The organism is Cupriavidus lacunae (assembly GCF_003353055.1).
In the GTDB taxonomy this organism is placed as follows: Bacteria; Pseudomonadota; Gammaproteobacteria; order Burkholderiales; family Burkholderiaceae; genus Cupriavidus; species Cupriavidus lacunae.
Map to the genome: position 1 here is coordinate 1 of NZ_QKWJ01000019.1, position 24,474 is coordinate 24,474.

19 protein-coding genes and 1 rRNA gene are annotated in these 24,474 nt (G+C 67.5%); 12 read left to right on the forward strand and 8 right to left on the reverse strand.

What is annotated here, in order from left to right; translation table 11 throughout:
• Nucleotides 1-98: ribosomal RNA gene (rrf, locus tag DN412_RS16710) — 5S ribosomal RNA — on the forward strand; the annotation flags it as partial.
• Between the two features lie 279 nt (nucleotides 99-377).
• Nucleotides 378-1,328, forward strand: coding sequence for a DUF3047 domain-containing protein (locus DN412_RS16715; protein ID WP_115212655.1), 951 nt, complete (start codon nucleotides 378-380; stop codon nucleotides 1,326-1,328).
• Nucleotides 1,329-1,346: 18 nt separating this feature from the next.
• Here the strand turns inward: DN412_RS16715 and DN412_RS16720 are convergent, their stop codons facing one another.
• Complete coding sequence (locus DN412_RS16720) at nucleotides 1,347-2,372, reverse strand: DUF2891 domain-containing protein (protein WP_115212656.1); 1,026 nt, start codon at nucleotides 2,370-2,372, stop codon at nucleotides 1,347-1,349.
• Nucleotides 2,373-2,436: 64 nt separating this feature from the next.
• Entirely contained in the window at nucleotides 2,437-3,630 is a 1,194-nt protein-coding gene (locus DN412_RS16725) for a M20 aminoacylase family protein (RefSeq protein WP_115212657.1), read from the reverse strand.
• A 35-nt stretch (nucleotides 3,631-3,665) separates the two neighbouring features.
• Here DN412_RS16725 and DN412_RS16730 point away from each other — a divergent pair, with 35 nt between their 5' ends.
• The 6 genes from DN412_RS16730 to DN412_RS16755 all read left to right on the forward strand — a co-directional run bounded on the left by DN412_RS16730 (nucleotide 3,666) and on the right by DN412_RS16755 (nucleotide 9,693).
• Nucleotides 3,666-3,941: a hypothetical protein gene (locus tag DN412_RS16730; protein ID WP_115212658.1), complete on the forward strand. Its 276-nt coding sequence runs from the start codon at nucleotides 3,666-3,668 to the stop codon at nucleotides 3,939-3,941.
• Between the two features lie 36 nt (nucleotides 3,942-3,977).
• Nucleotides 3,978-5,564: an ABC transporter substrate-binding protein gene (locus DN412_RS16735; RefSeq protein ID WP_115212659.1), complete on the forward strand. Its 1,587-nt coding sequence runs from the start codon at nucleotides 3,978-3,980 to the stop codon at nucleotides 5,562-5,564.
• 148 nt (nucleotides 5,565-5,712) lie between these two features.
• Nucleotides 5,713-6,690, forward strand: coding sequence for an ABC transporter permease (locus DN412_RS16740; protein ID WP_078198002.1), 978 nt, complete (start codon nucleotides 5,713-5,715; stop codon nucleotides 6,688-6,690).
• A 3-nt stretch (nucleotides 6,691-6,693) separates the two neighbouring features.
• Nucleotides 6,694-7,623, forward strand: coding sequence for an ABC transporter permease (locus DN412_RS16745; RefSeq protein WP_078198001.1), 930 nt, complete (start codon nucleotides 6,694-6,696; stop codon nucleotides 7,621-7,623).
• A 13-nt stretch (nucleotides 7,624-7,636) separates the two neighbouring features.
• A complete protein-coding gene (locus DN412_RS16750; RefSeq protein ID WP_115212660.1) occupies nucleotides 7,637-8,635 on the forward strand; it encodes an ABC transporter ATP-binding protein in 999 nt (332 codons plus the stop codon).
• A gap of 26 nt (nucleotides 8,636-8,661) precedes the next feature.
• Nucleotides 8,662-9,693: an ABC transporter ATP-binding protein gene (locus tag DN412_RS16755; protein WP_208647612.1), complete on the forward strand. Its 1,032-nt coding sequence runs from the start codon at nucleotides 8,662-8,664 to the stop codon at nucleotides 9,691-9,693.
• An 81-nt stretch (nucleotides 9,694-9,774) separates the two neighbouring features.
• Here the strand turns inward: DN412_RS16755 and DN412_RS16760 are convergent, their stop codons facing one another.
• Nucleotides 9,775-10,977 (reverse strand): ABC transporter substrate-binding protein, encoded by a 1,203-nt coding sequence (locus tag DN412_RS16760; protein WP_115212662.1) that lies wholly within the window; start codon nucleotides 10,975-10,977, stop codon nucleotides 9,775-9,777.
• A 287-nt stretch (nucleotides 10,978-11,264) separates the two neighbouring features.
• On the opposite strand from DN412_RS16760, the gene DN412_RS16765 reads away from it, so the two are divergent.
• Nucleotides 11,265-13,373, forward strand: coding sequence for a molybdopterin-containing oxidoreductase family protein (locus tag DN412_RS16765; protein ID WP_115212663.1), 2,109 nt, complete (start codon nucleotides 11,265-11,267; stop codon nucleotides 13,371-13,373).
• Nucleotides 13,370-14,503: an aminopeptidase gene (locus tag DN412_RS16770; protein WP_115212664.1), complete on the forward strand. Its 1,134-nt coding sequence runs from the start codon at nucleotides 13,370-13,372 to the stop codon at nucleotides 14,501-14,503. The genes DN412_RS16765 and DN412_RS16770 overlap by 4 nt, the downstream gene beginning before the upstream one ends.
• A gap of 192 nt (nucleotides 14,504-14,695) precedes the next feature.
• Here DN412_RS16770 and DN412_RS16775 read toward each other — a convergent pair whose 3' ends face one another.
• Complete coding sequence (locus DN412_RS16775; RefSeq protein WP_115212665.1) at nucleotides 14,696-18,004, reverse strand: acetyl-CoA carboxylase family protein; 3,309 nt, start codon at nucleotides 18,002-18,004, stop codon at nucleotides 14,696-14,698.
• Between the two features lie 168 nt (nucleotides 18,005-18,172).
• Between DN412_RS16775 and DN412_RS16780 the strand changes: the two genes are divergently transcribed.
• The gene (locus DN412_RS16780) at nucleotides 18,173-18,835 is read left to right on the forward strand and encodes a TetR/AcrR family transcriptional regulator (RefSeq protein WP_115212666.1); all 663 of its coding nucleotides are present in this window, start codon (nucleotides 18,173-18,175) and stop codon (nucleotides 18,833-18,835) included.
• A gap of 199 nt (nucleotides 18,836-19,034) precedes the next feature.
• On the forward strand, nucleotides 19,035-20,717 hold the full coding sequence (locus DN412_RS16785; protein WP_115212667.1) for a long-chain fatty acid--CoA ligase: 1,683 nt from the start codon (nucleotides 19,035-19,037) through the stop codon (nucleotides 20,715-20,717).
• 81 nt (nucleotides 20,718-20,798) lie between these two features.
• Here DN412_RS16785 and DN412_RS16790 read toward each other — a convergent pair whose 3' ends face one another.
• The 4 genes from DN412_RS16790 to DN412_RS16805 form a co-directional block, all read right to left on the reverse strand.
• Entirely contained in the window at nucleotides 20,799-21,245 is a 447-nt protein-coding gene (locus DN412_RS16790; RefSeq protein WP_115212668.1) for a hypothetical protein, read from the reverse strand.
• Complete coding sequence (locus DN412_RS16795; protein ID WP_115212669.1) at nucleotides 21,242-21,745, reverse strand: MarR family winged helix-turn-helix transcriptional regulator; 504 nt, start codon at nucleotides 21,743-21,745, stop codon at nucleotides 21,242-21,244. Before DN412_RS16795 ends, DN412_RS16790 begins: the two co-directional genes overlap by 4 nt.
• A 129-nt stretch (nucleotides 21,746-21,874) precedes the next feature.
• Complete coding sequence (locus DN412_RS16800) at nucleotides 21,875-22,876, reverse strand: tripartite tricarboxylate transporter substrate binding protein (protein ID WP_115212670.1); 1,002 nt, start codon at nucleotides 22,874-22,876, stop codon at nucleotides 21,875-21,877.
• A 171-nt stretch (nucleotides 22,877-23,047) separates the two neighbouring features.
• Nucleotides 23,048-24,211 carry a porin gene (locus DN412_RS16805; RefSeq protein WP_115212671.1) on the reverse strand — a complete coding sequence of 388 codons (1,164 nt, stop codon included), beginning with the start codon at nucleotides 24,209-24,211 and terminating at the stop codon, nucleotides 23,048-23,050.
• Nucleotides 24,212-24,474: the final 263 nt, after the last annotated feature.

A 24,474-nucleotide genomic window follows, 5' to 3' on the forward strand; every position in this document is an offset into this window, starting at 1 on the left:
AGCTGGAACCACCCCTTCCCATCCCGAACAGGACCGTGAAACAGCTCCGCGCCGATGATAGTGCGGATTACCCGTGTGAAAGTAGGTCATCGCCAGGCTCTTATACCGCAGAACCCCCAGCCCGAAAAGGCTGGGGGTTTTTGCTTTGGCGCGGCGCAAGCGCTGATGCAGGCGCAGGCGCGCTGGAGCCCGTTGTTTTCGTGCCGCATCGTCGGGTCAGCGAGCATTCCGACGCTGCCCGCCTTCTGCTATGGTCGACACCCAAGCGCCCCTCTGCGGCACGAAGTCGGTTGCAACACATGTTTGCAGCAAGTAGCGAGCAATAGCCGGACCACTGCCGACAAAGCTGGTCCGGGTTTCGGGTTTTGAGGGGTTACATGACGGCCAAGATGTTCCGGCTGGTTTTGACTGGCGCCGCCAGCGCGCTGCTGCTGGCAGGATGCGCATCCAATCCCCCTGTTTCCGCGGTTTCCCCGGGCGATCCGGCCCCGATGGCCGCCACATCCGCGATCGATTGCCAGGCGTTCGCCAAGCGCATGGCTGCGTACGTGGCGGCGCAGACGGATGCCGAAGCGCGCGACGCTACATCCCCCGACCCGTTGGCCGCCGCCAACAGCCGTGCGGCTGACGCCGAGGCCGGTGACGACGGCGAGCTCGCCGATGCATCGTCGCCGCCGACTCTGGCCACGCTGCCTCTGTTCTCGATCTCGCCGAATCGTGGCCAGTTGCCGGTCGGCTGGCAGCCGTGGACCATCAACCGCAACAAGATTCCCACCCGTTATTCGATGGTTGAGGTCGACCAGCGCGTGGTCGTCCATGCGCAGGCTGACAGCTCCGCCTCGGGCCTGTATGTTCCGCTGCGCGACCGCGACGCCGGCACGCTGCGCTGGACCTGGAAGACCAGCGGCATCATCCGCAACGCCGACAACGGCCTCGGCCCGCGCGAGGATTCGCCGCTGCGCCTGTTTGTCGCCTTCGATGGCGACAAGGGCGCCCTGCCATTGAAGGACCAGCTGATGTACGAGATGGCGCGGCTGACCACCGGCCGCGAAATGCCTTACGCCACCCTGATGTATATCTGGGGCGGGCGGCGTGCCGAGGGCTCGGTGGTGAAGAATCCACACACCGACCGTGTGCGCATGATCGTGGTGGATAGCGGCATGAAGCATGCCAATGAATGGCGTTGCCATGAGCGCGACTTGCGCGCCGACTACCGCAAGGCGTTCGGGACCGACCCGGGCCGGATCGTCGCCGTGGGCATCATGACCGATACCGACAACACCAAGAGCAAGGCCGAATCCTGGTACGGCGACATCGCGCTGGACTGAAGCACCCCGGCGGCATCCTCAGCCGCCGATCGGCTCGGCCAGCGCGAGCACCGCGAACGAGGCCAGCCAGTGCGTCGACACATACTCGCCTTCCACCGCCTGCGGCAGCGATGCCTCGACATGGTCTGACCACGCCCGGATCGCCAGTGGCCGCAGCGGATCGGGCAGGGCGGGCTCCAGCATGCGCCAGCACCAGGCGCGCGACAGATTGAGTCCGTCCAGGTGCGAGGTCTTGGGATCGCTGCGATTGGCCACCTCCACCGGCGTCAGCCAGTTGGCCAGCTCCACCTGACCCGGCACGAACAACTCCCACCATTCCGAAAAGGCGCAGCCGTCCATCACGGCGTGCATCAGCACGGCTTCGGTCAGCCCGCCGGACAGGAACTCATCGCCGCCGGGTTCATAGCGCGCCGGATACTTCTGGTCGTGCCCGAACCAGCGGTGGGCCCGCCGCACGATGGCGCGCCGCAAGGCCAGGTCCTGGTGCGTGCGCGCATAGGCCATCGCCATGACCAGGGCGAAGGCGCTGTTGTAGTGGGTGCCGGTACGCACCGGAAACACCGCCGCATCGAGGAAATCCTCCAGCTGGCGCGACAGGTGCGATGCCAGCGGCGCGCACGCGCCGGCCCAGGTGGCAGCCTGCGGGTCGTGCCGCGCCAGCGCCAGAAGCTCCGCTTGCAGCTTCAGCATCCAGCCCCAGCCGTAGGGGCGCTCGAAGGTGCGTGCGTGGGGCCGCTCGAAGTAGGCCAGTTCGACCGCGATGTGCTCTGGCCGCAGCTGGGCATCCAGCGTGGCGCGGATGCGGGGTGCCTCTTCCAGGTCCGGCCACAGCGCCAGCAGCCGCACCAGCAGCCAGTGCATGTGCACGCTGGAATGCCAGTCGTAGCTGCCGCAGAAGACCGGGTGCCAGGCCGCGGGCTCGGCCACGTCGCCGGCGCTGGCCATCATGTGGTCCAGCTTGTACGGATACCGGCGCAGGATATTGTCCAGCGCCACGCGCGCGAAGCTGCGCGCTGTCTCGCGATCCAGCGCCGAGCGGCCCATCGCGGAAGCTCCCCTGTAGTTATCGTAATGCTGCGGTCAGGCAGGTGCGCTCAGGCAGATACCATCACGCAGGTGCCAGCCACTTCTCCGCCAGGCGCACGAAGAACGTCGAGCCGACCGGCAGCAGTTCGTCGTTGAAATCGTAGCTCGGGTTGTGCAGCATGCAGGGTCCGATGCCGTGGCCGGCATCGCGATGGCCGCCGTCGCCATTGCCCAGGAACAGGTAGCAGCCCGGCTTGTGCTCCAGCATGAACGAGAAATCCTCGGCGCCCATGGTGGGCTCGACATTGCTGTCGACGTTGTCCGCGCCGACCAGTTCCGCGGCGACCGAGGTGGCAAAGCCGGTCTCGGCCTCGCTGTTGATGGTCGGCGGATAGTTGCGGTGGAATTCGTATTCGATGGTGCAGTCGAATGCCGCCGCCACCGCGCGCGCCACTTCTTCCATGCGCCGCTCGATCAGGTCCAGCACCGGCACCGTGAACGTGCGCACCGTGCCGCCGATCCAGGCCTGGTCCGGCACGATATTGGTGGCGTCGCCAGCATGGAACTGCGTGACCGAGATCACCGCGGTATCGATCGGGCGCTTGTTGCGCGTGATGATGCCCTGCAGCGCCGACACGATCTGCGCCGCGGTGAAGACCGGGTCGTTGCCGTTGTTGGGCATGGCCGCGTGCGCGCCCTTGCCGCGCACGACAATCCGGAACTCGTTGCTCGATGCCATCAGCGGACCCGCGCGCGTGCCGAACGCGCCGACCGGCATGCCCGGCCAGTTGTGCACGCCAAACACCGCGTCGCAAGGAAAGCGCTCGAACAGGCCGTCCTTGATCATCTCGCGGGCGCCGCCGCCGCCTTCCTCGGCCGGCTGGAAGATCAGGTGCACGGTGCCGTCGAAAGGCTTGTGCTGCGCCAGGTAGCGCGCCGCGCCGAGCAGCATCGCGGTGTGGCCGTCGTGGCCACACGCGTGCATCTTGCCGGTGTGCTGCGAGCGGTGGCCGAAGGTGTTGGCCTCCTGCAGTGGCAACGCGTCCATGTCGGCGCGCAGGCCAATGGTGCGTGCGCTGTTGCCGTTGCGGATCACGCCGACCAGGCCGGTGGTGCCCAGGCCGCGATGGACCTCGATGCCCCACGATTCCAGATTGCGCGCGACCATGTCGGCGGTGCGCTGCTCTTCGAAACAGAGTTCAGGGTGGGCGTGGATGTCGCGCCGGATCGCGCGGATTTCGGCTTGTGCCTGCAGGATTTCGGGGATGAGCTTCATGATGCCGGGCTGCCTTGGTGACAAAGGCGTTAGCGATGGGATACCCCGATCATACGATGCCTCCCGCGAAAGCGCCAAAATGCGGCGATTTCCTGCGCGCCTGGCCGGTTGGCGCAGTGCAATATGCCAGCGCGGGCGGGTTTCCACGCATTGCCGCGATATGCGCACTGCTGGAACAGTTCATGCTTGAAGTGCCCGGCCGGCAATTCCGTCGCTTTGTGATGCGCAACTGCACCCCAAACCGCACCACAAGCCGCACCAAAATGCAGCGCCACCGCGTGACCCGCGGTGCGGCGCATTGCCGAACCTAAAACGTCTGCTTCACTTCCTACAGGGAGAATTGCGCGATGTCCCTTCGCACTTTCAAGAAGGCAATTGGTGTGGTGGCGGTAGCCGGGGCCCTTGGCCTGGCACTTGCCGGCACCGCCCGGGCCGCGGACCTCAAACTGGCCATGAGTTCGCCGCCGACCTCGATGGATCCGCACTTCTACAACCTGTTCTCCAATATCAACGTCTCCGAGCACATGTTCGACTCGCTGACCAAGATGGACCCGGACAGCCGCATCATCCCGGGCCTGGCCGAGTCGTGGAAGCTGGTCAACAACCTCACGTGGGAATTCAAGATCCGCAAGGGCGTTAAGTTCCATGACGGCTCGGAGCTGACCGCCGAGGACGTCATCTGGTCGCTGGACCGCCCGGCCACCATCCAGAACAGCCCGGGCAAGTTCGACGTCTACACCAAGGCGATCGTCAACAAGAAGGTGATCGACAAGTACACCGTCCAGCTGACCACCAACCAGCCCTATCCGCTGATGCTGAACGACCTGACGTCGATCTTCATCGTGCAGAAGAAGGCCACGCAGGGCCTGAGCTCCGATGACTTCGCGCAGGGCAAGGGCATGGTCGGTACCGGGCCGTTCAAGTTTGTCAGCTATGCGCGCGACGACCGGGTCGAGCTGGTGCGCAACAACGACTACTGGGGCCCCAGGCCGGCGTGGGACAAGGTCACGCTGCGCTTCATCCCCAACCCGGCCACGCGCCTGGCGGCGCTGCTGTCGGGCGACGTGCAGGCGATCGAGAACGTGCCCACGCCTGACCTGCCCAAGGTGCGCAAGGATCCCAAGCTGTCGTTCTTCTCCAAGATCTCGCACCGCGTGATCTACCTGTATTTCGATGCCAAGCGCGACAAGTCGCCCTTCGTGACCACGAAGGAAGGCGCCCCGATGGACAAGAACCCGCTGAAGGACGCGCGCGTGCGCAATGCCATCAGCATGGCGATCAACCGGCAGGGCATCAAGGACCGACTGATGGAGGGCCTGTCCGAGCCGACCAACAACCTGGTGCCGCCCACGCTATTCGGCTACAACCCCAACCTGAAGACGGTCAAGTACGACCCCGAGGGCGCCAAGAAGCTGCTGGCCGACGCGGGCTACCCGAACGGCTTCGGCGTGACGCTGCACACGCCCAACAACCGCTATGTCAACGACGAGAAGATCGCGCAGACCATTGCGCAGAACCTGACGCGCGTCGGCATCGCCACCAAGGTCGAGGGCATGCCGATGGCGACGTATTCGTCCAAGGGCATCAAGCATGAGTGGTCGTTCGGGCTGCTCGGCTGGGGCGCGCAGACCGGCGAGGTCAGCTCGCCGCTGCGCGCGCTGCTGGCGTGCGAGGACAGCAAGAAGGGCTTCGGCACCACCAACTGGGGCGAGTACTGCAACCCGAAGATGGACGCGGTGCTGGAGAAGGCCTTGTCCACCGTGGATGACAACGAACGCTCCAAGCTGCTGCAGGAGGCCACCGCGATCGCGATCAACGATGGCGGTATCATTCCGATCCACCAGCAGGTGACCACCTGGGCTACGCAGAAGGGCATTGTCTACGTGCCGCGTACCGACGAGCGCACCTACGCGCACAACTTCAAGCCCCAGTAAGCTCCGGTAACACAGGAGCCTCGGCCCGCGGGTTGTCTGCTGGCCGAGTTTGCGGTGCCGCGCATGGCTGCCGCGCCACACCCGGGAAGCGCCACGGCGCGGCCCGGGCGTGGCGTGCATTCGCGCGCGAAAGGAAAGTGGTTCGAACATGCTGGTCTTTATCATCCGGCGCCTGATGCAGAGCGTGGTCGTGCTCTTCGTCATGTCGCTGCTGGTCTTCCTCGGCGTCTTTGCCATCGGCAATCCCGTCGACATCCTGATCAACCCGCAGGCCGACCAGGAGGACATCAAGCGCACCATCGCGGCGCTGGGCCTGGACAAGCCGCTGTGGGAGCAATACTGGGTGTTCCTGCAGAACGCGCTGCAAGGCAACCTGGGCACGTCGTTCGCGCACGGCACGCCGGCGCTCAAGCTGATCTTCGAGCGCATGCCCGCCACCATGGAGCTGGCCGTCTGCGCGATCCTGCTGGCGATCGTGCTGGGCATCCCGCTGGGACTGTGGGCCGGGCTGCGGCCCAAGGGCATCGCCGGCAAGTCGATCATGACGGTGTCGATCCTGGGCTTCTCGCTGCCCACCTTCTGGGTCGGGCTGATGCTGATCATGGTGTTCGCGGTGCAGCTCGGCTGGCTGCCCTCCAACGGGCGCGGCGAGACCGTGCGCGTGCTCGGCATCCCGCTCAGCTTCCTGACCGTCGACGGCATCCGCCACCTGATCCTGCCGGCGGTGACGCTGTCGCTGCTGAATATCGCCATGGTGATCCGGCTCACGCGCGCCGGCACGCAGGAGGCGATGCTGCAGGACTACGTCAAGTTCGCGCGCGCCAAGGGGCTGTCGAACACCCGCATCGTCGGCGTGCATGTGCTGAAGAACATCCTGATCCCGATCGTCACGGTGATTGCGCTGCAGTTCGGCTCGATCATCGCCTTTGCGATCGTGACCGAATCGATCTTCGCCTGGCCCGGCATGGGCAAGCTCATCATCGACTCGATCCAGTTGCTGGACCGGCCGGTGATCGTCGCCTACCTGATGGTGATCGTGACGCTGTTCATCCTGATCAACCTGGTGGTGGACATCCTCTACAGCATGCTCGATCCGCGCGTGCGCATTGCCGACAACAAGGGCTGAGCCATGAGTGCCGTATCCGTCGAACAAGAGGACAAGACGCCGCCGGCCGCTGCGCGCGAACAATCGCCGTGGCGCCGCTTTGCCGCGGAGTTCTTCTCCAGCAAGATTGCCGTGGCCGGGCTGGTGACGCTGGTCATCATCATCCTGATCGCGATCTTCGCGCCGTGGCTGGCGCCGCAGAACCCCTATGACCTGGCCACGCTGGACGTGCTCGATGCGCGCCTGGCGCCGGGCGAGCAGGCCGGCAACGGCATGACCTTCCTGCTGGGCTCGGACGAGCAGGGCCGCGACATCCTGTCGGCGGTGATGTACGGGCTGCGCATCAGCATCGGCGTGGGCGTGGTCAGCACCATCATCGCGCTGCTGCTGGGCGGCACGCTCGGCCTGATTGCCGGCTTTTTGGGCGGGCGCACCGAGGCCTTCATCATGCGCGTGGCCGACCTGCAGCTGTCGTTCCCGCCGATCCTGCTGGCGCTGATCCTGCTGGCCTTCCTGCGCCCGGGCCTGGGCAATATCGTGATCGCGCTGGTGGCGGTGCAGTGGGCCTACTACGCCCGCACCACGCGCAGCGCCGCGCTGGTGGAGCGCCGCAAGGAATATATCGAGGCTGCCACCTGCCTGGGCCTGTCGCCGATGCGCATCATGTTCCGCCACCTGCTGCCCAACTGCCTGCCGCCGCTGATCGTGATCGCGGCGCTGCAGGTGGCTTCGGCCATCACGCTCGAAGCGACGCTGTCCTTCCTCGGGCTGGGCGTGCCGGTCACCGAGCCGTCGCTGGGCTCGCTGATTTCCAACGGGCAGCAGTACATGCTGTCGGGCAAGTACTGGATCAGCTTCTTCCCCGGCATCGCGCTGGTGGTCACCATCGTGGCGATGAACCTGGTGGCGGACCAGTTGCGCGATGTCCTGAACCCGCGCCTGCAGACGCAATAACCAGGAGCGGAGCATGGCACAACCGACGTTGGTGGTTGAACACCTGAAGACGCAGTTCCACACGCGCGGCGGCATCGCCAGGGCCGTCGACGACGTGTCCTTCACCGTGGGCCGCGGCGAGATCATGGGGCTGGTGGGCGAGTCCGGCTCGGGCAAGTCCATGACCGGCTATTCGATCATGGGCCTGATCGACCCGCCAGGGAAGATCGTCGATGGCCGCATTGCGCTGACCAGCCGCGACGGCGTCACGCGCGACCTGCGCGCGCTCACGCCGGCGCAGCAGCGCGACGTGCGCGGCAACCGCATCGCGATGATCTTCCAGGATCCGATGATGACGCTGAACCCGGTCCTGCGCATCGACACGCAGATGATCGAGGCGGTGCTGGCCCATGAGAAGGTGGGCAAGGCGGTGGCGCGCGAACGCGCGCGCAATGCGCTGGCGCGGGTCGGCATCCCGTCGCCGGACGAGCGCCTGCAGGCCTATCCGCACCAGTTCTCGGGCGGCATGCGCCAGCGCGTGGCGATTGCGATTGCGCTGCTGAACAAGCCCGACCTGATCATTGCCGACGAGCCGACCACCGCGCTGGACGTCACCATCCAGGGCCAGATCCTGTACGAGATGCAGACCCTGTGCCGCGAGTCGGGCACGGCGCTGATCTGGATCACGCACGACCTGTCGGTGGTGGCGGGGCTGGCCGATACCGTGTGCGTGATGTACGCCGGCAAGATCGTCGAGGCCGGCGACGTGCGCCAGGTGCTGGAGCACCCGGAGCACCCATACACCCACGGCCTGATCAGCTCGGCGCCTTCGCGCAACCCGCGCGGCACGCCGCTGCGGCAGATCCCGGGCATGACGCCGTCGCTCTTGAACCTGCCGGGCGGCTGCGCCTTCCGCGAACGCTGCCCCTACGCCACCGCTGCCTGCAAGACCGAGCCACCGCTGGAAACCGCCGCCGACGGGCGCCGCCTGCGCTGCTTCCATCCGGTGCAGGCCAACCAGGAGGCGGCATGAGCGCAACTGGAGTGCAATACCGACCGATGACGAGTCCAACCGCTGAAGAGGGGACTACGCCGGGCGCGCCGATCCTCGAGCTGCGCGGCGTGTCCAAGCGCTTCGTCAAGTCGCTCGACGCCGCCGCGCGCATCGCCAACCTGTTCGGCGCCCATGCGCATGAAGAGGTGGTGCACGCGGTCGACCGCGTCGACCTGAGCATCCGCGCCGGCGAGGTGGTGGGCCTGGTCGGCGAGTCCGGCTGCGGCAAGTCCACGCTCGGGCGCATGGCCGTGGGCCTGCACTCGCTGACCGAGGGCGAGCGCCTGTGGCGCGGCATCAACCTGGATCACCTGCCGCCCGACAAGCGCCGCGAGAAGCAGCTGGCGATCCAGATGATCTTCCAGGACCCATATGCCTCGCTCAATCCGCGGCTGCGCGTGCTCGATATCGTCGGCGAGGCGCCAGTGGTGCATGGCATGGTCGAGCGCGGCGCGCAGAAGGGCTATGTCGAAGACATGCTGGTGCGCGTCGGCATGGACCCGACCGTGCTGCGCCGCTTTCCGCACCAGTTCTCGGGCGGCCAGCGCGCGCGCATCGGCATTGCCCGGGCGCTGGCGGTCAAGCCTGAATTCCTGGTGTGCGACGAGTCAGTGGCGGCGCTGGATGTGTCGATCCAGGCCCAGGTGCTGAACCTGTTCATGCGCCTGCGCGAAGAGCTGAACCTGACCTACCTGTTCATCAGCCACGACCTGGGCGTGGTCAAGCACATCAGCGACCGCGTGGTGATCATGTACCTGGGGCGGGTGGTGGAATCGGCGCCGACCGAAGACGTGTTCGCCGCGCCCAACCATCCCTACACCCAGGCCCTGCTGGCCGAGGCGCCCAAGCTGGAGGTTGCCCGCAAGACCTACGTGGCAATCCGCGGCGAGATCCCGTCACCGCTGAACCCGCCGCCGGGCTGCCACTTCCATCCGCGCTGCCCGCACGCGATGCCGCGTTGCCGGGAAGAGCAACCGCTGCTCAAGGAGATTGCGCCGATGCGGTTTTCGGCGTGTCACCTGAACGATATGGAGTAAGGCCACGGCTTGCACGATCCCGCCGGTTTGCTCCCCTCTCCCGCTTGCGGGAGAGGGGAGACAACAGGAGGTCCGGTCAACTCAGCGGATCACCTGCCCCTTCGAATTGATGATCGTCATCTCCACGAACTTCGAACCCACGTGGTTCTCCGGCGTGAAGTTGACAATGTATCCACCCAGGTCGTAGCTGCGCATCGTTTCCAGTGCGGTGACGAACTTCTCGCGGTTCAGGTCCTTGCCCGCGCGGCGCAGGCCTTCGGTGAAGGCCTTGGCGGCGATAAAGCCTTCGATGCTGGCGTAGTCGAATTCGCTGGCCTTGCCGGCGGCCTGCAGCAGGCGCAGGTATTCCCGCACGATCGGCAGCGTGGCGTTGCCCGGGTGCGGCATCACCTGCGAGATGATCACGCCGCTGCCCTGCGCGCCGACCACGTTGGCCAGGGCCTGGGTGCCGACGAAGGAGACGTTGTAGAACTGGCCGTTGTAGCCGCGGCGCAGCGCTTCCTTCACGAAGGCACCGGCGGTGCGGTAGGCGCTGATCATGACCACGGCGTCGGGCCTGGCCTTCATCGAACCCTGCATGGCGTCGCCGATTTCCGTGGTGTTGCGCACCACGCCCTCGCGCGCCACCAGCTGCACGCCGCTGTCGGCCATGGTCTTCAGGGCGCGTTCCAGCTCCTCGAGCTCGGCCTTGCCGTAGGCGTCGTCGTTGTAGACCACGGCCACGCGTTTCAGGCCGGTGGTCTGGATCTGGCGCAGGATCGCCGTGGCCTCGTCGTTGTAGCCGGCGCGGACGTGGAAGACGTAGCGGTTGCGCGGCTCGCGCACCGAGCGCGCGCCTGTGTACGGGCCAAAGAATGGCACCCTGGCCTGGATCGCCAGCGGCAGCGCGGCCTGGCTGGTGGGCGTGCCGACATAGCCGAAGAGGGCGAAGACACGGTCGTCGTCGATCAGCTTTTTGGTGTTTTTGGCGGCGGGATCGGGCTCGTAGTAGTCGTCCAGCGCCTCGAGCCGGATCTTGCGGCCGTAGATGCCGCCCTGCTGGTTGATATGGTCGAAATACAGCCGCGCGCCCGAGTTCATCTGCTTGCCCAGCATGGCGGTCGGGCCGGTCAGCGCGGCGGACTGGCCCAGCAGGATGGTGTCGGCGGTTACGCCGCTCTCGGATGTGGCGGCAGTGCCCGCCGTATTGGCTGCGAAGGCAGCGCAGGATGCGCCACCCGTGCCGATGGCGCACGCCACCAGCAGGCCGGCAAGCCGGCCATTGACCCCGGATCGGAAAGACATAAACCCCCGCGAAATGTGGTTCGGTTACCCGTTCGCCGCGCCGGCCGGTCTGTCGCCGGCAAGTTGCCCGGATCGTGCGGCATGGTGCGCGTCCCGGTCTGTGCCGCGAGCGCGCCGGCACATCATAATCGAATACAATCGGGTCGAGATACTCCCCGCCATCACCCTGAACGGCCGGGAAATGCGCCGCCCGCCGGCGCGGCGCAGGCGCCGCAACCCGCCGCCTGCGCCGGCACCTCCAGTTCCGTACGACCGAACGAAAACAACATATCCCGCCCGGAGACCCCATGGCTTCCCGCATCGTCCGCGCCGCCTGCCCGCATGACTGTCCCGACACTTGTGCCTTGCTCGTCACCGTCGAGGACGGCCGCGCCGTCAAGGTAGCGGGCGATCCCGACCACCCCGGCACGCAGGGCGTGCTGTGCACCAAGGTGTCGCGCTACACCGAGCGCACCTATCACCCGGACCGGCTGCTGACGCCGATGAAGCGCGTCGGCAAGAAGGGCGAAGGCAAGTTCGCGCCGATCTCCTGGGACGAGGCGCTGGACACCATCGCCACCCGCCTGCAGGCGATCGCCGCGCGCGATCCGCAGGCCATCGTGCCGTACAGCTACGCCGGCACCATGGGGCTGGTGCAGGGCGAGAGCATGGCCGCGCGCTTCTTCAACAAGCTGGGCGCATCGCGGCTGGACCGCACCATCTGCGCCAGCGCCGGCGCCACCGCGCTGCGCTATACCTACGGTGCCAGCGTCGGCATGGACATGGAGCACGTGGTCGATGCCAGGCTGGTGATCATCTGGGGCGGCAACCCGATTGCCTCCAACCTGCATTTCTGGACCCGCGCCCAGGAAGCCAAGCGGCGCGGCGCCACGCTGGTGGCGATCGACCCGTACCGCTCGCTGAGCGCCGAGAAGTGCCACCGCCATATCGCGCCAATGCCCGGCACCGACGGCGCGCTGGCGCTGGCGCTGATCCATGTGCTGATCCGCGACGGCCTGCTCGACCACGATTACATCGAACGCCACACGGTCGGCTTCGAGGCGCTGCGCGAGCGCGCGCAGGCCTACACCCCGGCCCGAGCGGCGGAGATCTGCGGCATCCCGGTCGAGGACATCGAATGGCTGGCCGGCCTCTATGGCCAGCTGGCCGTGCGCGAGCGCCAGCCGGTGGCGATCCGCCTGAACTACGGCATGCAGCGCGTGCACGGCGGCGGCCAGGCGGTGCGCGCGGTGGCGTGCCTGCCGTCGCTGGTGGGCGCCTGGCGCCACCCCGCGGGCGGGCTGCAGCTGTCGACTTCGGGCTTCTTTCCGGTCAACGAGGCCGCGCTGCAGCGCCCGGACCTGCTGCCCGGCTGGCCGCAGACGCTGCCGCGCATCGTCAACATGAGCACCATCGGCGACGCGCTGCTGGCCGGGCCGGCGCCCGGCGCGCCGCGCCTCGAGGCCGTGGTGGTCTACAACAGCAACCCGGTCGCGGTGGCACCGCAATCCGGCAAGGTCGCCGAGGGCTTCGCGCGCGAGGACCTGTTCACGGTGGTGCTGGAGCACTTCCGCACCGACACCGCCGACTATGCCGACATCATCCTGCCGGCGACCACGCAGCTCGAGCACACCGACGTGCACAAGGCCTACGGCCACACCTATTTCCTGGCCAACAACGCCGCCATCGCGCCGATGGGCGAGGCGTTGCCGAATACCGAGATCTTCCGCCGCCTGGCGCAGCGCATGGGCTTCACCGAGGCCTGCTTTGCCGACAGCGACGAGGCCATTGCCGCGCAGGCCATTATCCCGGGCGATGCGCGCGCGGCTGGCATCAGTTGGGAATCACTGAAGGAACAGGGCTGGCAGAAGCTGGCGCTGCCGGCAGCGCCATTCGCCGAGGGCGGCTTCCCGACCGCATCGGGCAAGTGCCAGTTCTATTCGGAGCCGATGGTGCGCGACGGCTTCGACCCGCTGCCCGACTACGTGCCGCAATACGAGGCGCCGCAGACCGCGCCCGAACTGGCGGCGCGCTATCCGCTGGCAATGATCTCGCCGCCGGCGCGCAACTTCCTCAACAGCTCCTTCGTCAACGTCGACAGCCTGCGCGCCACCGAGGGCGAGCCGCACCTGGACATCCACCCGGCCGACGCCGCCGAGCGCGGCATCGTGCACGGCGCGCTGGTGCGCGCCTTCAATGACCGCGGCAGCATGGTGGCGCGCGCCCGCGTCACCGACCGCGCCCGGCGCGGGCTGGTGGTGGGACTGTCTATCTGGTGGAAGAAGCTGGCCCCGGACGGCAAGAACGCCAACGAGCTGACCAGCCAGCGCCTGACCGACCTGGGCCGCGCGCCGGTGTTCTACGACTGCCTGGTGCAGGTCGAGGCCTGCACGGAAGGGGCGGTCCTGCCGGCATGACGCCGCGGTCCGGCCGCCAGCGCTGGGCGGCACTCCTGGCTGCGACGGGCCTGACGGCCGTGGTTCTGCTGATGGCAGGGTGCGAGGCCGTGGGCTACTACGCGCAGTCGATCGGCGGGCATCTGGGCGTGATGGCCCAGGCGCAGCCGCTGACCGACGCCATTGCCGGCGCGCGCGACGCCAACGATGCGCGCCTGGCCCAGCGGCTGGCGCTGGCCGGCCGCATGCGCGACTTTGCCTCGCGCGAGCTGAAGCTGCCCGACAACGGCAGCTACCGCCGCTACGCCAACCTGCACCGTCCCTATGTGGTGTGGAGCGTGTTCGCCACCCCCGAGCTGTCGATGGAACTGCGCAAGTGGTGCTTCCCCATCGTCGGCTGCATCAGCTACCGCGGCTACTACGCACAGTCCGATGCCGAGCGGTACGCGCAGGGCCTGCGCCGCGACGGGCTGGAGACCTACGTGGCCGGCATCCCCGCCTATTCGACGCTGGGCTATTTCGACGACCCGCTGCTCAACACCTTCGTCTACCTGCCCGAGGGCGAGCTGGCGCGGCTGATCTTCCATGAACTGGCGCACCAGGTGGTGTACGTGCGCAACGACACCGCCTTCAACGAATCCTTCGCCACCGCGGTGGAAGCGGCGGGCGTGGAGCGCTGGCTGGCCGAGGATGCGTCGGAGGACGCGCGCGCCAGCTATCGCCAGTACGACGCCCGGCGCCAGCAGTTCCGCGCGCTGCTGCTGCGCACGCGCGACCGGCTGGTGGCGCTGTACCAGACCCCGCTCGATGACGGTGCCAAGCGCGAGGGCAAGGCGAAGATCTTCGCCGACCTGCGCAGCGAGTACGCGCGGCTGCGCACGGAGTGGGGCGGCTACAGCGGCTACGACCGCTGGTTCGACCAGCCGCTGACCAACGCCCACCTGGCCGCGGTGGCCACCTACCAGCAATGGGTGCCGGCCTTCACCGCGCTGCTGGCGCAGTGCAATGGCGACTGGCGGCGCTTCTATGACGAGGCTGCCCGCATCGGTGCGCTGCCCGCCGCCGAGCGCGAAGCCGCGCTGCGCCGGCTGGCGCCGCCGGCCACGCGCACCGACACGCTGACGGCAGGCGGCAAGACGGCGGCCAACTGAGGCCGCTCAGATTGCTGACGGACCACGCATGCTGCTGGTTTGCTCCCCTCTCCCGCTTGCGGGAGAGGGGCAGGGGGAGAGGGCAGGCGCTGGCAGACCGAAAGCCTGAACTTCGTGGAAGCTCCGGCCCTCTCCCCAACCCTCTCCCGCAAGCGGGAGAGGGAGCACACAAACGGTTGTCCGCGCGCTCCGCTACCACGTATCGATGAAACGTCTCGGTGAACCGGTCTGCCGGCCAAGGCTGCCAGGCGGCACCGAAGCCAGGCCGCGCAGCAGCCAGCGGCGCGTGTCGGCCGGGTCGATCACGGCGTCGATCTCCAGGTGGCTGGCCATGTTGAGCGCGCGGCCGCGCTGGTAGGCGCCATCGACCATGCGCGCGAACAGCACTTCGCGCTCGTCGGGGTCGGCCACGGCCTCCAGCTCCTTGCGGAAGCCCAGCCGGATCGAGCCCTCGATGCCCATCGCGCCGAATTCGCCGCTGGGCCAGGCCGCGGTGAAGAAGGGCGCGGCGAAGCTGCCGCCGGCCATGGCCTGCGCGCCCAGTCCGTAGCCCTTGCGCAGCACCACGGTGAAGAACGGCACGCGCAGCGCGCCGGCGGTGACAAAGAGGCGCGACACGTGCCGCACCGTGGCGGTCTTCTCCGCCTGCGGCCCGACCATGAAGCCCGGGGTGTCGCACAGCGACACGATCGGCAGCCCGTGCGCGTCGCACAGCTGCATGAAGCGCGCGGCCTTGTCGGCGGCGGCGCTGTCGATGGCGCCGCCCAGGTGGCGCGGATTGTTGGCGATGCAGCCGAAGGCGCGGCCTTCGATGCGGATCAGCGCGGTGATGATGCCGGTGCCGAACGCCGCGCGCAGCTCCAGCACCGATCCGCTGTCAGCCATGGCCGCGATCACCGCGCGCATGTCGTAGCTGCGCAGCCGGTTCTCGGGAATGGCGTGGCGCAGGTGGCGCGGGTCTTCGGCCTGCCAGTCGCGCACGTCGCCCTGGAAGTAGGACAGGTAGCGCTGCGCGGCATCGACCGCTGCCTGCTCGTCGTTGACCAGCACGTCGATCACGCCATTGGGTCCCTGCACGCTGACGGGCCCCACCTCCTCCGGTGCGAACACCCCCAGCCCGCCGCCTTCGATCATGGCCGGCCCGCCCATGCCGATGGTGGCGCTGCGGGTGGCGATGATGACGTCGGCGCAACCCAGCAGCGCCGCATTGCCGGCAAAGCAGCGGCCCGAGACGATGCCGACCAGCGGCACCTGGCCCGAGAGGCGCGCGAACTGGATGAACGAGGTGCAATCGAGCCCGGCCACCACCGGCGTATCGGTATCGCCCGGGCGGCCACCGCCGCCCTCGGCAAACAGCACCACCGGCATCTGCCACTGGCGCGCCAGTGCCAGCATGCGGTCCAGCTTCTTGTGCCCGTAGAAGCCCTGCGTGCCGGCCAGCACGGTGTAGTCGTAGGCCAGCACCATGCAGCGCGTATCGGCATCGGGGAAGCGCGCCGCGTTGACGGTGCCGATGCCGGTGACGATGCCGTCGGCGGGTGTGGCGCTGATCAGGTCCTCGACGCTGCGCCGCTGGCGTTGCGCGGCAATGACGAGCGCGCCGTATTCGATGAAGGAATCGTCGTCGCACAGCTGGGCGATGTTCTCGCGCGCGGTGCGGCCGCCCTGCGCGTGACGCCTGGCCACGGCCTGGGCGCGCGCGGCGTCGTGGCCGAGGGCGTGGCGCTCCAGCGTTTCGCGCAGGTCGGCGCGTACCTGGTCGAGGTCGCCGGCGGCCGAGGCTTCGGCGGCATGGCCGGCATCGTCGCCGGGCGCCAGCACGATCACCGCGGCACCGGCGCGCAGCGCGGCGCCCGCGGCGGCCAGCACGCGCAGCACCGTGCCGGCGGCGGGCGCCTCCAGCGGATGCTCCATCTTCATCGCTTCGATGATCGCCAGCGGCTGGCCGCGTCTGACTGTGTCGCCTTCGCGCACGTGGATGGCGGCCAGCGCGCCGTCCATCGGCGCGGGCACGGCAATGGCGTCGTCGGGGATATCGGCCAGCGCATTGTCCTCGCCTGCCGGTGTGCTGTCGGCGAGGCCGGGCGGCGCGTGCAGCACCGGGTGGTCGGCGTCGGCGGTGGCGAGCGCGGCCAGCGCCTGGTCCAGGTACTGCGTGTGCACGGCATTGCGGCGCACGTCGTCCAGCTGCAGCAGGTCCTGCAGCAGGCGGCGGTTGGTGTCGATGCCTTCGATGCGGAACTCGCACAGCGCGCGGTAGGCGATCGCGAGCGCACGCGCGTAGTCGCCGCCGGGTTCGTGCACGATCAGCTTGGCCAGCAGCGAATCAAAGCGCGGATTTGCCGTCATGCCGGCAAAGCCCGCGCTGTCCACGCGCACGCCTGGCCCGTTGGGTGGCTCGAAAGCCGTCAGCGTGCCGCTGGCCGGGCGCAACTGACCCTGCGCGTCGAGGTGCTCGGCATTGATGCGCAGCTGCACCGCGATGCCGCGCGGCGTGGGCGCGTGCTCCAGGCCCAGGTCGGCCAGGCGCGCGCCGGCGGCGATGGCCAGCTGGGTTTGCACGAGGTCGACGCCGGTCACCATCTCGGTCACCGTGTGCTCGACCTGCAGGCGCGGGTTGGCCTCCATGAACCAGAACGACGGGCCGCCATCGCCACCATCCTCCACCAGGAACTCGAAGGTGCCGATGCCGCGATAGGCGGCGGCGCGCGCCAGCGTGGCGGCGGCATCGGCCAGCCTTGCGCGCAGGGCGTTGTCCAGGGTCGGGCTGGGGGCGATCTCCACCAGCTTCTGGTGGCGGCGCTGCAGGCTGCATTCGCGCTCGCCCAGCGTCAACACGCGGCCCTCGGCGTCGGCAACCACCTGGATTTCGATATGGCGTGGCGCGCTGACGATGCGCTCGACGTAGACCGTGCCGTTGCCGAATGCGGCGGTCGCTTCGGAGACGCAGCGGGCATAGGCCTCGTCGATTTCCTCTGCGCGATGCACCGCGCGCATGCCGCGCCCGCCGCCACCGGCGAGGGCCTTGATCATCATGCCCGCCTGTCCATCCAGGTCGCCGAAGAAGGCCCGCGCCTGCTCCAGCGTGGTCGGGCCGGCGGTGCCGGGCACGACCGGCACGCCATGCTCGCGCGCCAGCGCGCGGGCGCGGGCCTTGTCGCCGAACAGCCGCAGCACGTCCGGCGCGGGGCCGGCGAAGACCAGGCCGGCGTCCAGGCAGGCCTGCGCGAAGTCTGCGTTCTCGGACAGGAAGCCGTAGCCCGGGTGCACCATGCCGCAGCCCGCGCGCCGCGCGGCGTCCACCACGGCGGCGATGTCGAGGTAGGCGCGCGGACCGGTGCCGGGCAGCGCCACGGCCGCGTCGGCTTTGCGCACGTGCAGCGCGTCGCGGTCGTCTTCGCTGTACAGCGCCACGCTGGGGATGCCCATGGCCGCGGCGGCACGGGCAATCCGGATGGCGATTTCGCCGCGGTTGGCGATCAGGAGCTTGTGAGAGGTCATGATGCGGGAGGGTTAATGGCGTGCGTTGTACCGGGGCAGCACGGGCTTGTACCCGTTGGTATATTTATTTACCGTTGGGTAAAATCCTAGGATGATCGGGCATTCGCGTCAATCGGCCGACGGCTCGACCGGGCTGGCGTACCGAGCCCGCCATGCGAGAATTGCATCATGTCGATTGCACACAGATCCGCACCGCCGAACCCGCCATTGAGCGCACCACCTGAGCCGCAGCCGGCCCGCCCGCATATCGCCGAGCGCCAGGAAGCCCGCCGCCGCCAGATCCTCGATACTGCCGCGCAGCTCTTCTACAGCAAGGGCTACCCCGGCATGACGATGAACGACCTGTGCCGCGCGTTGGGCGTGACCAAGCCGGCGGTCTACTACTACTTTACTGACAAGTACGAGATCTTCGACATCCTGTGCCGCGAGTCGGCCCAGACCTGCCTGCCCGTGATCCGCGAGACCGCGGACCCGGCGCTGCCGGTGCGCGAGCGCCTGCAGACCTGCCTGCTCGAGATGGCGCGACGCTGCGTGGCCTGCCATGTGCCGGCCACGCTCAGCTTCCGCGACAACCAGTATCTGCGCCCCGACACCGTAGCGTGGCTCGACAGCATGGCGCGCGATTTCTACCGTGATCTCTATGCGCTGCTGGAGGAGGGCAAGCGCGACGGCGTGTTTGCTTTCGGCGACGCGCGCGTGACCGCGCATGCGATCGGCAGCGTGGTGGGCTTCCTGTACACCTGGCATGAACCCGGCCGCATGGACCCCGAGACGCTGGCGCGGGAACTCGCCGCCAACATGATGAAGCTGGTGCTGCCCGGCGGCGGGTGACCGGGTCATCGTGACTATCCGTACTACTAGGGGTTATCCCGCTGCTTACGGCTGACCGGTGGCGCATAATGCCCGTCAGAGGCCATCGGTCAGGACCGATGGCCCCGAGGACTTCGTCTAAGTTGTTGTTTTAACCGGGTCGCACGTTTAGCATCTCGGCAAAATCGAACGACCATTCAGAAATTCAGGAGACGGTGCTATGGAAAGAATTTGGCTGAAACACTACCCGGCCGGCGTCCCTGCCGAGATCGATGCCAGCCAGTTCCGCTCGCTTGCCGCGCTGCTCGAAGCGTCTTTCCGCACCTATGCCGACCGCAAGGCCTTCATCTGCATGGACAAGGCCATTACCTACGGAGAACTGGACCAGCTGTCGGCCCACTTCGCGGCATGGCTGCAGTCGCGCGGGCTGCGTCCCGGCGCACGCGTGGCCATCATGATGCCGAACGTGCTGCAGTACCCGGTGGTGCTGGCGGCGGTGCTGCGCGCGGGCTTCGTGGTGGTCAACGTCAACCCGCTCTACACCCCGCGCGAGCTCGAGCATCAGCTCAAGGACAGCGGCGCCGAGGCCATCGTGATCCTGGAGAACTTTGCCTGCACGCTGCAGCAGGTGCTGGCCAGGACCCCGATCAAGCACGTGGTGGTGGCCAGCATGGGCGACATGCTGGGCGGGCTGAAGGGCGCGATCGTCAATTTCGTGGTGCGCAACGTCAAGAAGATGGTGCCGGCGTGGGAGCTGCCCAACTGCGTGCGCTTCAACAGCGTGCTGGCCGAAGGCCGCAAGCTGACGCTGCAGCCGGCTGCCACCGGCCCGGACGACATCGCCTTCCTGCAATACACGGGCGGCACCACCGGCGTTTCCAAGGGCGCGGTGCTGCTGCACCGTAATGTGGTGGCGAACGTGCTGCAGTCCGAGGCGTGGATGCAGCCGGCGCTGAACAAGGGCGCCCATATCGACCAGCCGATCACCATCACCGCGCTGCCGCTGTACCACATCTTCGCGCTGACGGTCTGCTGCCTGCTGGGCATGCGCAGCGGCGGCACCAGCGTGCTGATCCCGAATCCGCGCGACATCCCGGGCTTCATCAAGGAACTGCAGAAGTACAAGTTCAACATGTTCCCGGCCGTCAACACGCTGTACAACGCGCTGCTCAACAACCCGGAAATCGGCAAGGTCGATTTCTCCGGCCTGCGCGTGGCCAACGGCGGCGGCATGGCGGTGCAGGAGGCGGTGGCCAAGCAGTGGCTGGCCAAGACCGGCTGCCCGATCATCGAAGGCTACGGCCTGTCCGAGACCTCGCCCTCGGCCACCTGCAACCCGACCGACACCAATGCGTTCTCGGGCACCATCGGCATGCCGCTGCCCTCGACCGAAGTGGTGATCCGCGACGATGACGGCAAGGACGTGCCGCTCGGCCAGCCTGGCGAGATCTGCATCCGCGGCCCGCAGGTGATGGCCGGCTACTGGAACCGCCCGGACGAGACCGCCAAGGTCATGACCCCGGACGGCTTCTTCAAGACCGGCGACATCGGCGTGATGGACGAGCGCGGCTACACCAAGATCGTCGACCGCAAGAAGGACATGATCCTGGTGTCGGGCTTCAACGTGTACCCGAACGAGGTCGAAGGCGTGGTGGCCGAATGCCCGGGCGTGCTCGAAGTCGCGGCCGTGGGCGTGCCGGATACGCACTCGGGGGAGGTGGTCAAGCTGTTCGTGGTCAGGAAGGATCCGGCGCTGACCGAGGCCGACGTGATCGAGTTCTGCAAGGAGCGCCTGACCGGCTACAAGCGACCCAAGTACGTCGAATTCCGCACGGAGCTGCCCAAGACCAACGTCGGCAAGATCCTGCGCCGCGAACTGCGCGACAGCCGCCAGGCGGCCTGAGCGACCCAGGCGGCAGTCGCCGCAAACGACAACGGCCTCCTGCGCGGAGGCCGTTGTGCTTTCAGGCCGCGCCGCGGCGGCTCAGCACTCGTTCGATGGCGCCAGGCGGGCCTCCTGGCTGCCGTCGGGGTAGATCACCCGCACGCACGCCCCCGGCTCCAGCCCAGGCGCCGCCGGCGCGTTGGCCGACACGATCGCGCCGTCCATGGTCCGTACCTTGTACTGGAACAGGTCGACCTGCTGCACCGGCGCGGGTTTGTTGAACAGCTGGCTCAGGTCGAAGGCAAAGCCCACGCCCACGCCGCCGCCCCCACCGCCACCCGCGGCGCCCACGCCGACGCTGGTGCCGCCGCCATAGTAGGGAGGCACCTGGGCTACGTCCAGGCGGGTCAGGAAGGTCTTCTCGGTGACGCGGCCAAGCTTGATGGTGGCGTTCACCGGCGCGACCTGCGGCGGCTGGGGCGAGCTGGCGCAGGCAGCCAGCACCGGCAGCAGGCCACACAGGGTAAGGACGGCAAGCGGTTTCATGGCGAGATCAGGCCGGTCTTGAGCCGGCCCAGCAGTCGGAACAGGGCGCGGCGGTCGGTCTCGGCCAAGCCCGAGAGCAGTTGCTCGATCCAGTCCTCATGCGCGCGCGCCATGCGCGAGAACGCGGCGCGCCCGGCCGGGGTCAGGCGGATCAGGTAGGCACGGCGGTCGGTGGGCAGCGCCTCGCGCGAGACCAGCCCTTCCTGCTGCAGCTGGTCGGTGATGCCGGTGACGTTGCCGCCGGTCACCATCATGCGGCGCGACAGCTCGCCCATCTTCAGGCCTTCGGGGTGCCGGTCGAGTTGCGCCATCAGGTCGAAGCGGGGCAGGGTGCAGGCAAAGTCCTGGCGCAGCCGCGAGCGGATATCGCCTTCGATCAGGTTGGTGCAGGTCAGGAGCCGCAGCCACAGGCGCAGGGCTTCGTGCTCGGTGTGATCGGCACGGGTTTCGAGGTCGACCGGCGCGCTCTCGGCGCCGGCGGCGGGGGACGGGATTGGCATCTTCAGTGCATCGGTGCGCGGTGTGCGGCAACAGCCGCCAGGGGCCACCCGCGCTGCGGGCGGCCGACATTTGATGCCTCAAGTATATGCGCGATGCGCGCCGCCGCCCTGCCGGCGATCAAATCCGCGTCAATCGACCTTGGCGCCGGAATCCTTGACCACCCTGGCCCACTTGGCGGTTTCGGCGTGGATGAATGCGGCGAACTGCTCCGGCGTGTTGCCGACTGGCTCGGCGCCCTGCGCTTGCAGGCGCTCGCGCACGGCCGGGGCGCCCAGGGCCTTGGCCACTTCCTGCCGGATACGGTGGACGATGTCCGGCGGCGTGCCGGCCGGCGCCAACATGCCGAACCAGGAACTGGCTTCGTACTGCGGCAGGCCCGCGGCCTGGGCGACGGTCGGCACGCCGGGCAGCGCCGGCGACGGCCTGGCGCTGGTGACGGCCAGCGCCTTGAGCTTGCCGCTCTTGATCAGCGCCATCGACGAGGGCAGGTTGTCGAACATCACCTGCATGGTGCCCCCCGCCAGGTCCGTCAGCGCCGGGCCGCTGCCCTTGTACGGGAAGTGGACCATGAAGGTCCGGGTCTGCGTCTTGAACAGTTCCCCGGCCAGATGGATCGAAGTGCCGTTGCCGCTGGAGGCCATGTTGAGCTTGCCGGGATTGGCGCGCGCGTAGGCGATCAGGTCCTTGACGCTGTCGATTTTGTTCTGCTGCGCGAACGCCGGGTTGAGCACCAGCACGTTGGGCACGGCTGCCACCTCGGTGATCGGCGCGAAGTCCTTGATCGGGTCGAACGGCAGCTTGCCGTACAGCGACTGGTTGATGCCGTGGGTGCCGACGGTGCCCATCAGCAGCGTGTACCCGTCGGGCGCGGCCTTGGCGACGATGTCGGCGCCGATATTGCCGCCGGCGCCGGGTTTGTTGTCGACCACCACGTTCCAGCCCGGCAGTTTGGCCAGTTCGGCAGCCACAGCACGGGCCAGGATGTCGGTGGTGCCGCCGGCGGCGAACGGCACCACCAGCCGGATCGGCTTGGCCGGGTACGGATCGGCGGCCAGCGCCGGCTGGCTGGCGAGCGCGCCAAGGCTGGCGGACAGCAGCAGCGCAACGACGCGCCGGCGATTGGGTTGCATGCCTGGTCTCCTGGTGTTGGCCCGCTCTTGATGCCCCGGGGGGCGGGTAGGGTCAGTGCATTCTAGTCGGCGCCCGCCGTGGCGCCGATGAGGTGATGCCCTATGGAGATGCAGCGCGCGCCAATGAAAAAAGGCACCCGGAGGTGCCTTTGCAATGCAAGCGGGATACGCTTAGAACTTGTGGCGGATACCCACGGCTGCGCCGAACATCGAACTCTGACCGTTGGCCAGCACATAGCTGTTGGCAAGGGAAAGGCTCGTGGCGAACCCGGTCGCCAGCGAATCCATCGTCAGGCCGGCGTTCTTGGCATAGGCCGTGGTCAGGTACACATCGGTACGCTTGGAGAAGGCGTAGTTCGCAATGAACGCGACTTGCCAGGGGTTGGCAACGTTCTTGTTGCCGTACAGGTTCTTGAGATCGTCGTAGTTGTACTCGAGCGTCAGGCCAATGGCCGGAGTGACCTGGTAGTTGGCACCGATCCAGTAGAAGTCGTCACGCTGGATCAGCACGTCAGCCGCGTTCTTGTTCTGGCCCCAACGGTAGCCGCCCATGATCTTGGCCGGGCCGAAGCTGTAGCTTGCTGCAGCGGCAGCTTTCTTGACGGTGCCGTTGCCGGTGCCGATGGTCGGATTCCACTGGTCGTAGGAAATGGAAGCACCGAACGGGCCTGCGGCGTAGGCCACGCCTGCGCCGTAGGCCGTGTCGCGCCGGAACTGGCCCGGGACTTCGCCGTTGCCGCCGATCGGCGTTGCCACGCCGACCGTAGCCGGCAAGGCCGTGCCATTCCCGAACGACCAGTGGGCTCCCGCCGTGACCGGACCAAACTTGCCGACGTACTTGATCGCGTTGTCCGAGCGGTAGTTGGGGCCTTGTTGCAGTACGACGGGTTCGTACTGGGTGACGTAGCCGGTCGGCGAGAAGTTGGCGAGCGCGTCAAACATCGAGGTGTACTGGCGGCCGAAGGTAAGCTGGCCAAAGCTGTCGCTTTGCAGGCCGACATACGACTGGCGGCCAAACAGGCGACCGCTTTGCTGCGAGGTGCCGGTGTCCAGGTTGAAACCGCTTTCGAGCACGAATATCGCCTTCAGGCCGCCACCGAGATCCTCCGTGCCGCGCAGGCCCCAACGCGACCCTGACAGGCCGCCGGAATTCAGGCGGAAGACGCGATTGGACGGACCGGGATTGAAGCCGTTGGCTGCTACGGGCACCGTGCCGACCTTATTGACGTACTCGATATTGGCATCGACCACGCCATACAGGGTCACGCTCGATTGGGCCTGCGCCGCCCCAGCAAATGTGCCAAGCGCTGCCAGCGCCAGAAGCGATTTCTTCATGCTCGTTGATCTCCACTGTAAGAATTATTGGTGACTGCGCGGGAGAACCTCCTGTTGGTCTCCATCCCCCATGCGTCAAACTTCGTTGGAAGTTGCGAAGTACTGTAACAAACAACTTTTCATTCACTATCGGGCTCCACCCCCTTTGTCTGGTTTTAACAACTCAGGGTTTCTGAGTAGCCGGGCGTATCAATACAAGGCGCGATGCGGGCTGGCGCCGATTAGAGGCAAGCTACAATGCGGGTAACCCCGATGGCCTCCTC

Excerpts from the sequence above, each read along its gene's own strand:
- DN412_RS16760 (WP_115212662.1), bottom strand. The coding sequence starts at position 10,977 with ATGTCTTTCCGATCCGGGGTCAATGGCCGGCTTGCCGGCCTGCTGGTG.
- DN412_RS16805 (WP_115212671.1), bottom strand. The coding sequence starts at position 24,211 with ATGAAGAAATCGCTTCTGGCGCTGGCAGCGCTTGGCACATTTGCTGGG.
- DN412_RS16770 (WP_115212664.1), top strand. The coding sequence starts at position 13,370 with ATGACGCCGCGGTCCGGCCGCCAGCGCTGGGCGGCACTCCTGGCTGCG.
- DN412_RS16730 (WP_115212658.1), top strand. The coding sequence starts at position 3,666 with ATGGGATACCCCGATCATACGATGCCTCCCGCGAAAGCGCCAAAATGC.
- DN412_RS16785 (WP_115212667.1), top strand. The coding sequence starts at position 19,035 with ATGGAAAGAATTTGGCTGAAACACTACCCGGCCGGCGTCCCTGCCGAG.
- DN412_RS16755 (WP_208647612.1), top strand. The coding sequence starts at position 8,662 with ATGACGAGTCCAACCGCTGAAGAGGGGACTACGCCGGGCGCGCCGATC.
- DN412_RS16720 (WP_115212656.1), bottom strand. The coding sequence starts at position 2,372 with ATGGGCCGCTCGGCGCTGGATCGCGAGACAGCGCGCAGCTTCGCGCGC.
- DN412_RS16795 (WP_115212669.1), bottom strand. The coding sequence starts at position 21,745 with ATGCCAATCCCGTCCCCCGCCGCCGGCGCCGAGAGCGCGCCGGTCGAC.
- DN412_RS16715 (WP_115212655.1), top strand. The coding sequence starts at position 378 with ATGACGGCCAAGATGTTCCGGCTGGTTTTGACTGGCGCCGCCAGCGCG.
- DN412_RS16780 (WP_115212666.1), top strand. The coding sequence starts at position 18,173 with ATGTCGATTGCACACAGATCCGCACCGCCGAACCCGCCATTGAGCGCA.
- DN412_RS16735 (WP_115212659.1), top strand. The coding sequence starts at position 3,978 with ATGTCCCTTCGCACTTTCAAGAAGGCAATTGGTGTGGTGGCGGTAGCC.
- DN412_RS16800 (WP_115212670.1), bottom strand. The coding sequence starts at position 22,876 with ATGCAACCCAATCGCCGGCGCGTCGTTGCGCTGCTGCTGTCCGCCAGC.
- DN412_RS16765 (WP_115212663.1), top strand. The coding sequence starts at position 11,265 with ATGGCTTCCCGCATCGTCCGCGCCGCCTGCCCGCATGACTGTCCCGAC.
- DN412_RS16740 (WP_078198002.1), top strand. The coding sequence starts at position 5,713 with ATGCTGGTCTTTATCATCCGGCGCCTGATGCAGAGCGTGGTCGTGCTC.
- DN412_RS16775 (WP_115212665.1), bottom strand. The coding sequence starts at position 18,004 with ATGACCTCTCACAAGCTCCTGATCGCCAACCGCGGCGAAATCGCCATC.
- DN412_RS16790 (WP_115212668.1), bottom strand. The coding sequence starts at position 21,245 with ATGAAACCGCTTGCCGTCCTTACCCTGTGTGGCCTGCTGCCGGTGCTG.
- DN412_RS16745 (WP_078198001.1), top strand. The coding sequence starts at position 6,694 with ATGAGTGCCGTATCCGTCGAACAAGAGGACAAGACGCCGCCGGCCGCT.
- DN412_RS16725 (WP_115212657.1), bottom strand. The coding sequence starts at position 3,630 with ATGAAGCTCATCCCCGAAATCCTGCAGGCACAAGCCGAAATCCGCGCG.
- DN412_RS16750 (WP_115212660.1), top strand. The coding sequence starts at position 7,637 with ATGGCACAACCGACGTTGGTGGTTGAACACCTGAAGACGCAGTTCCAC.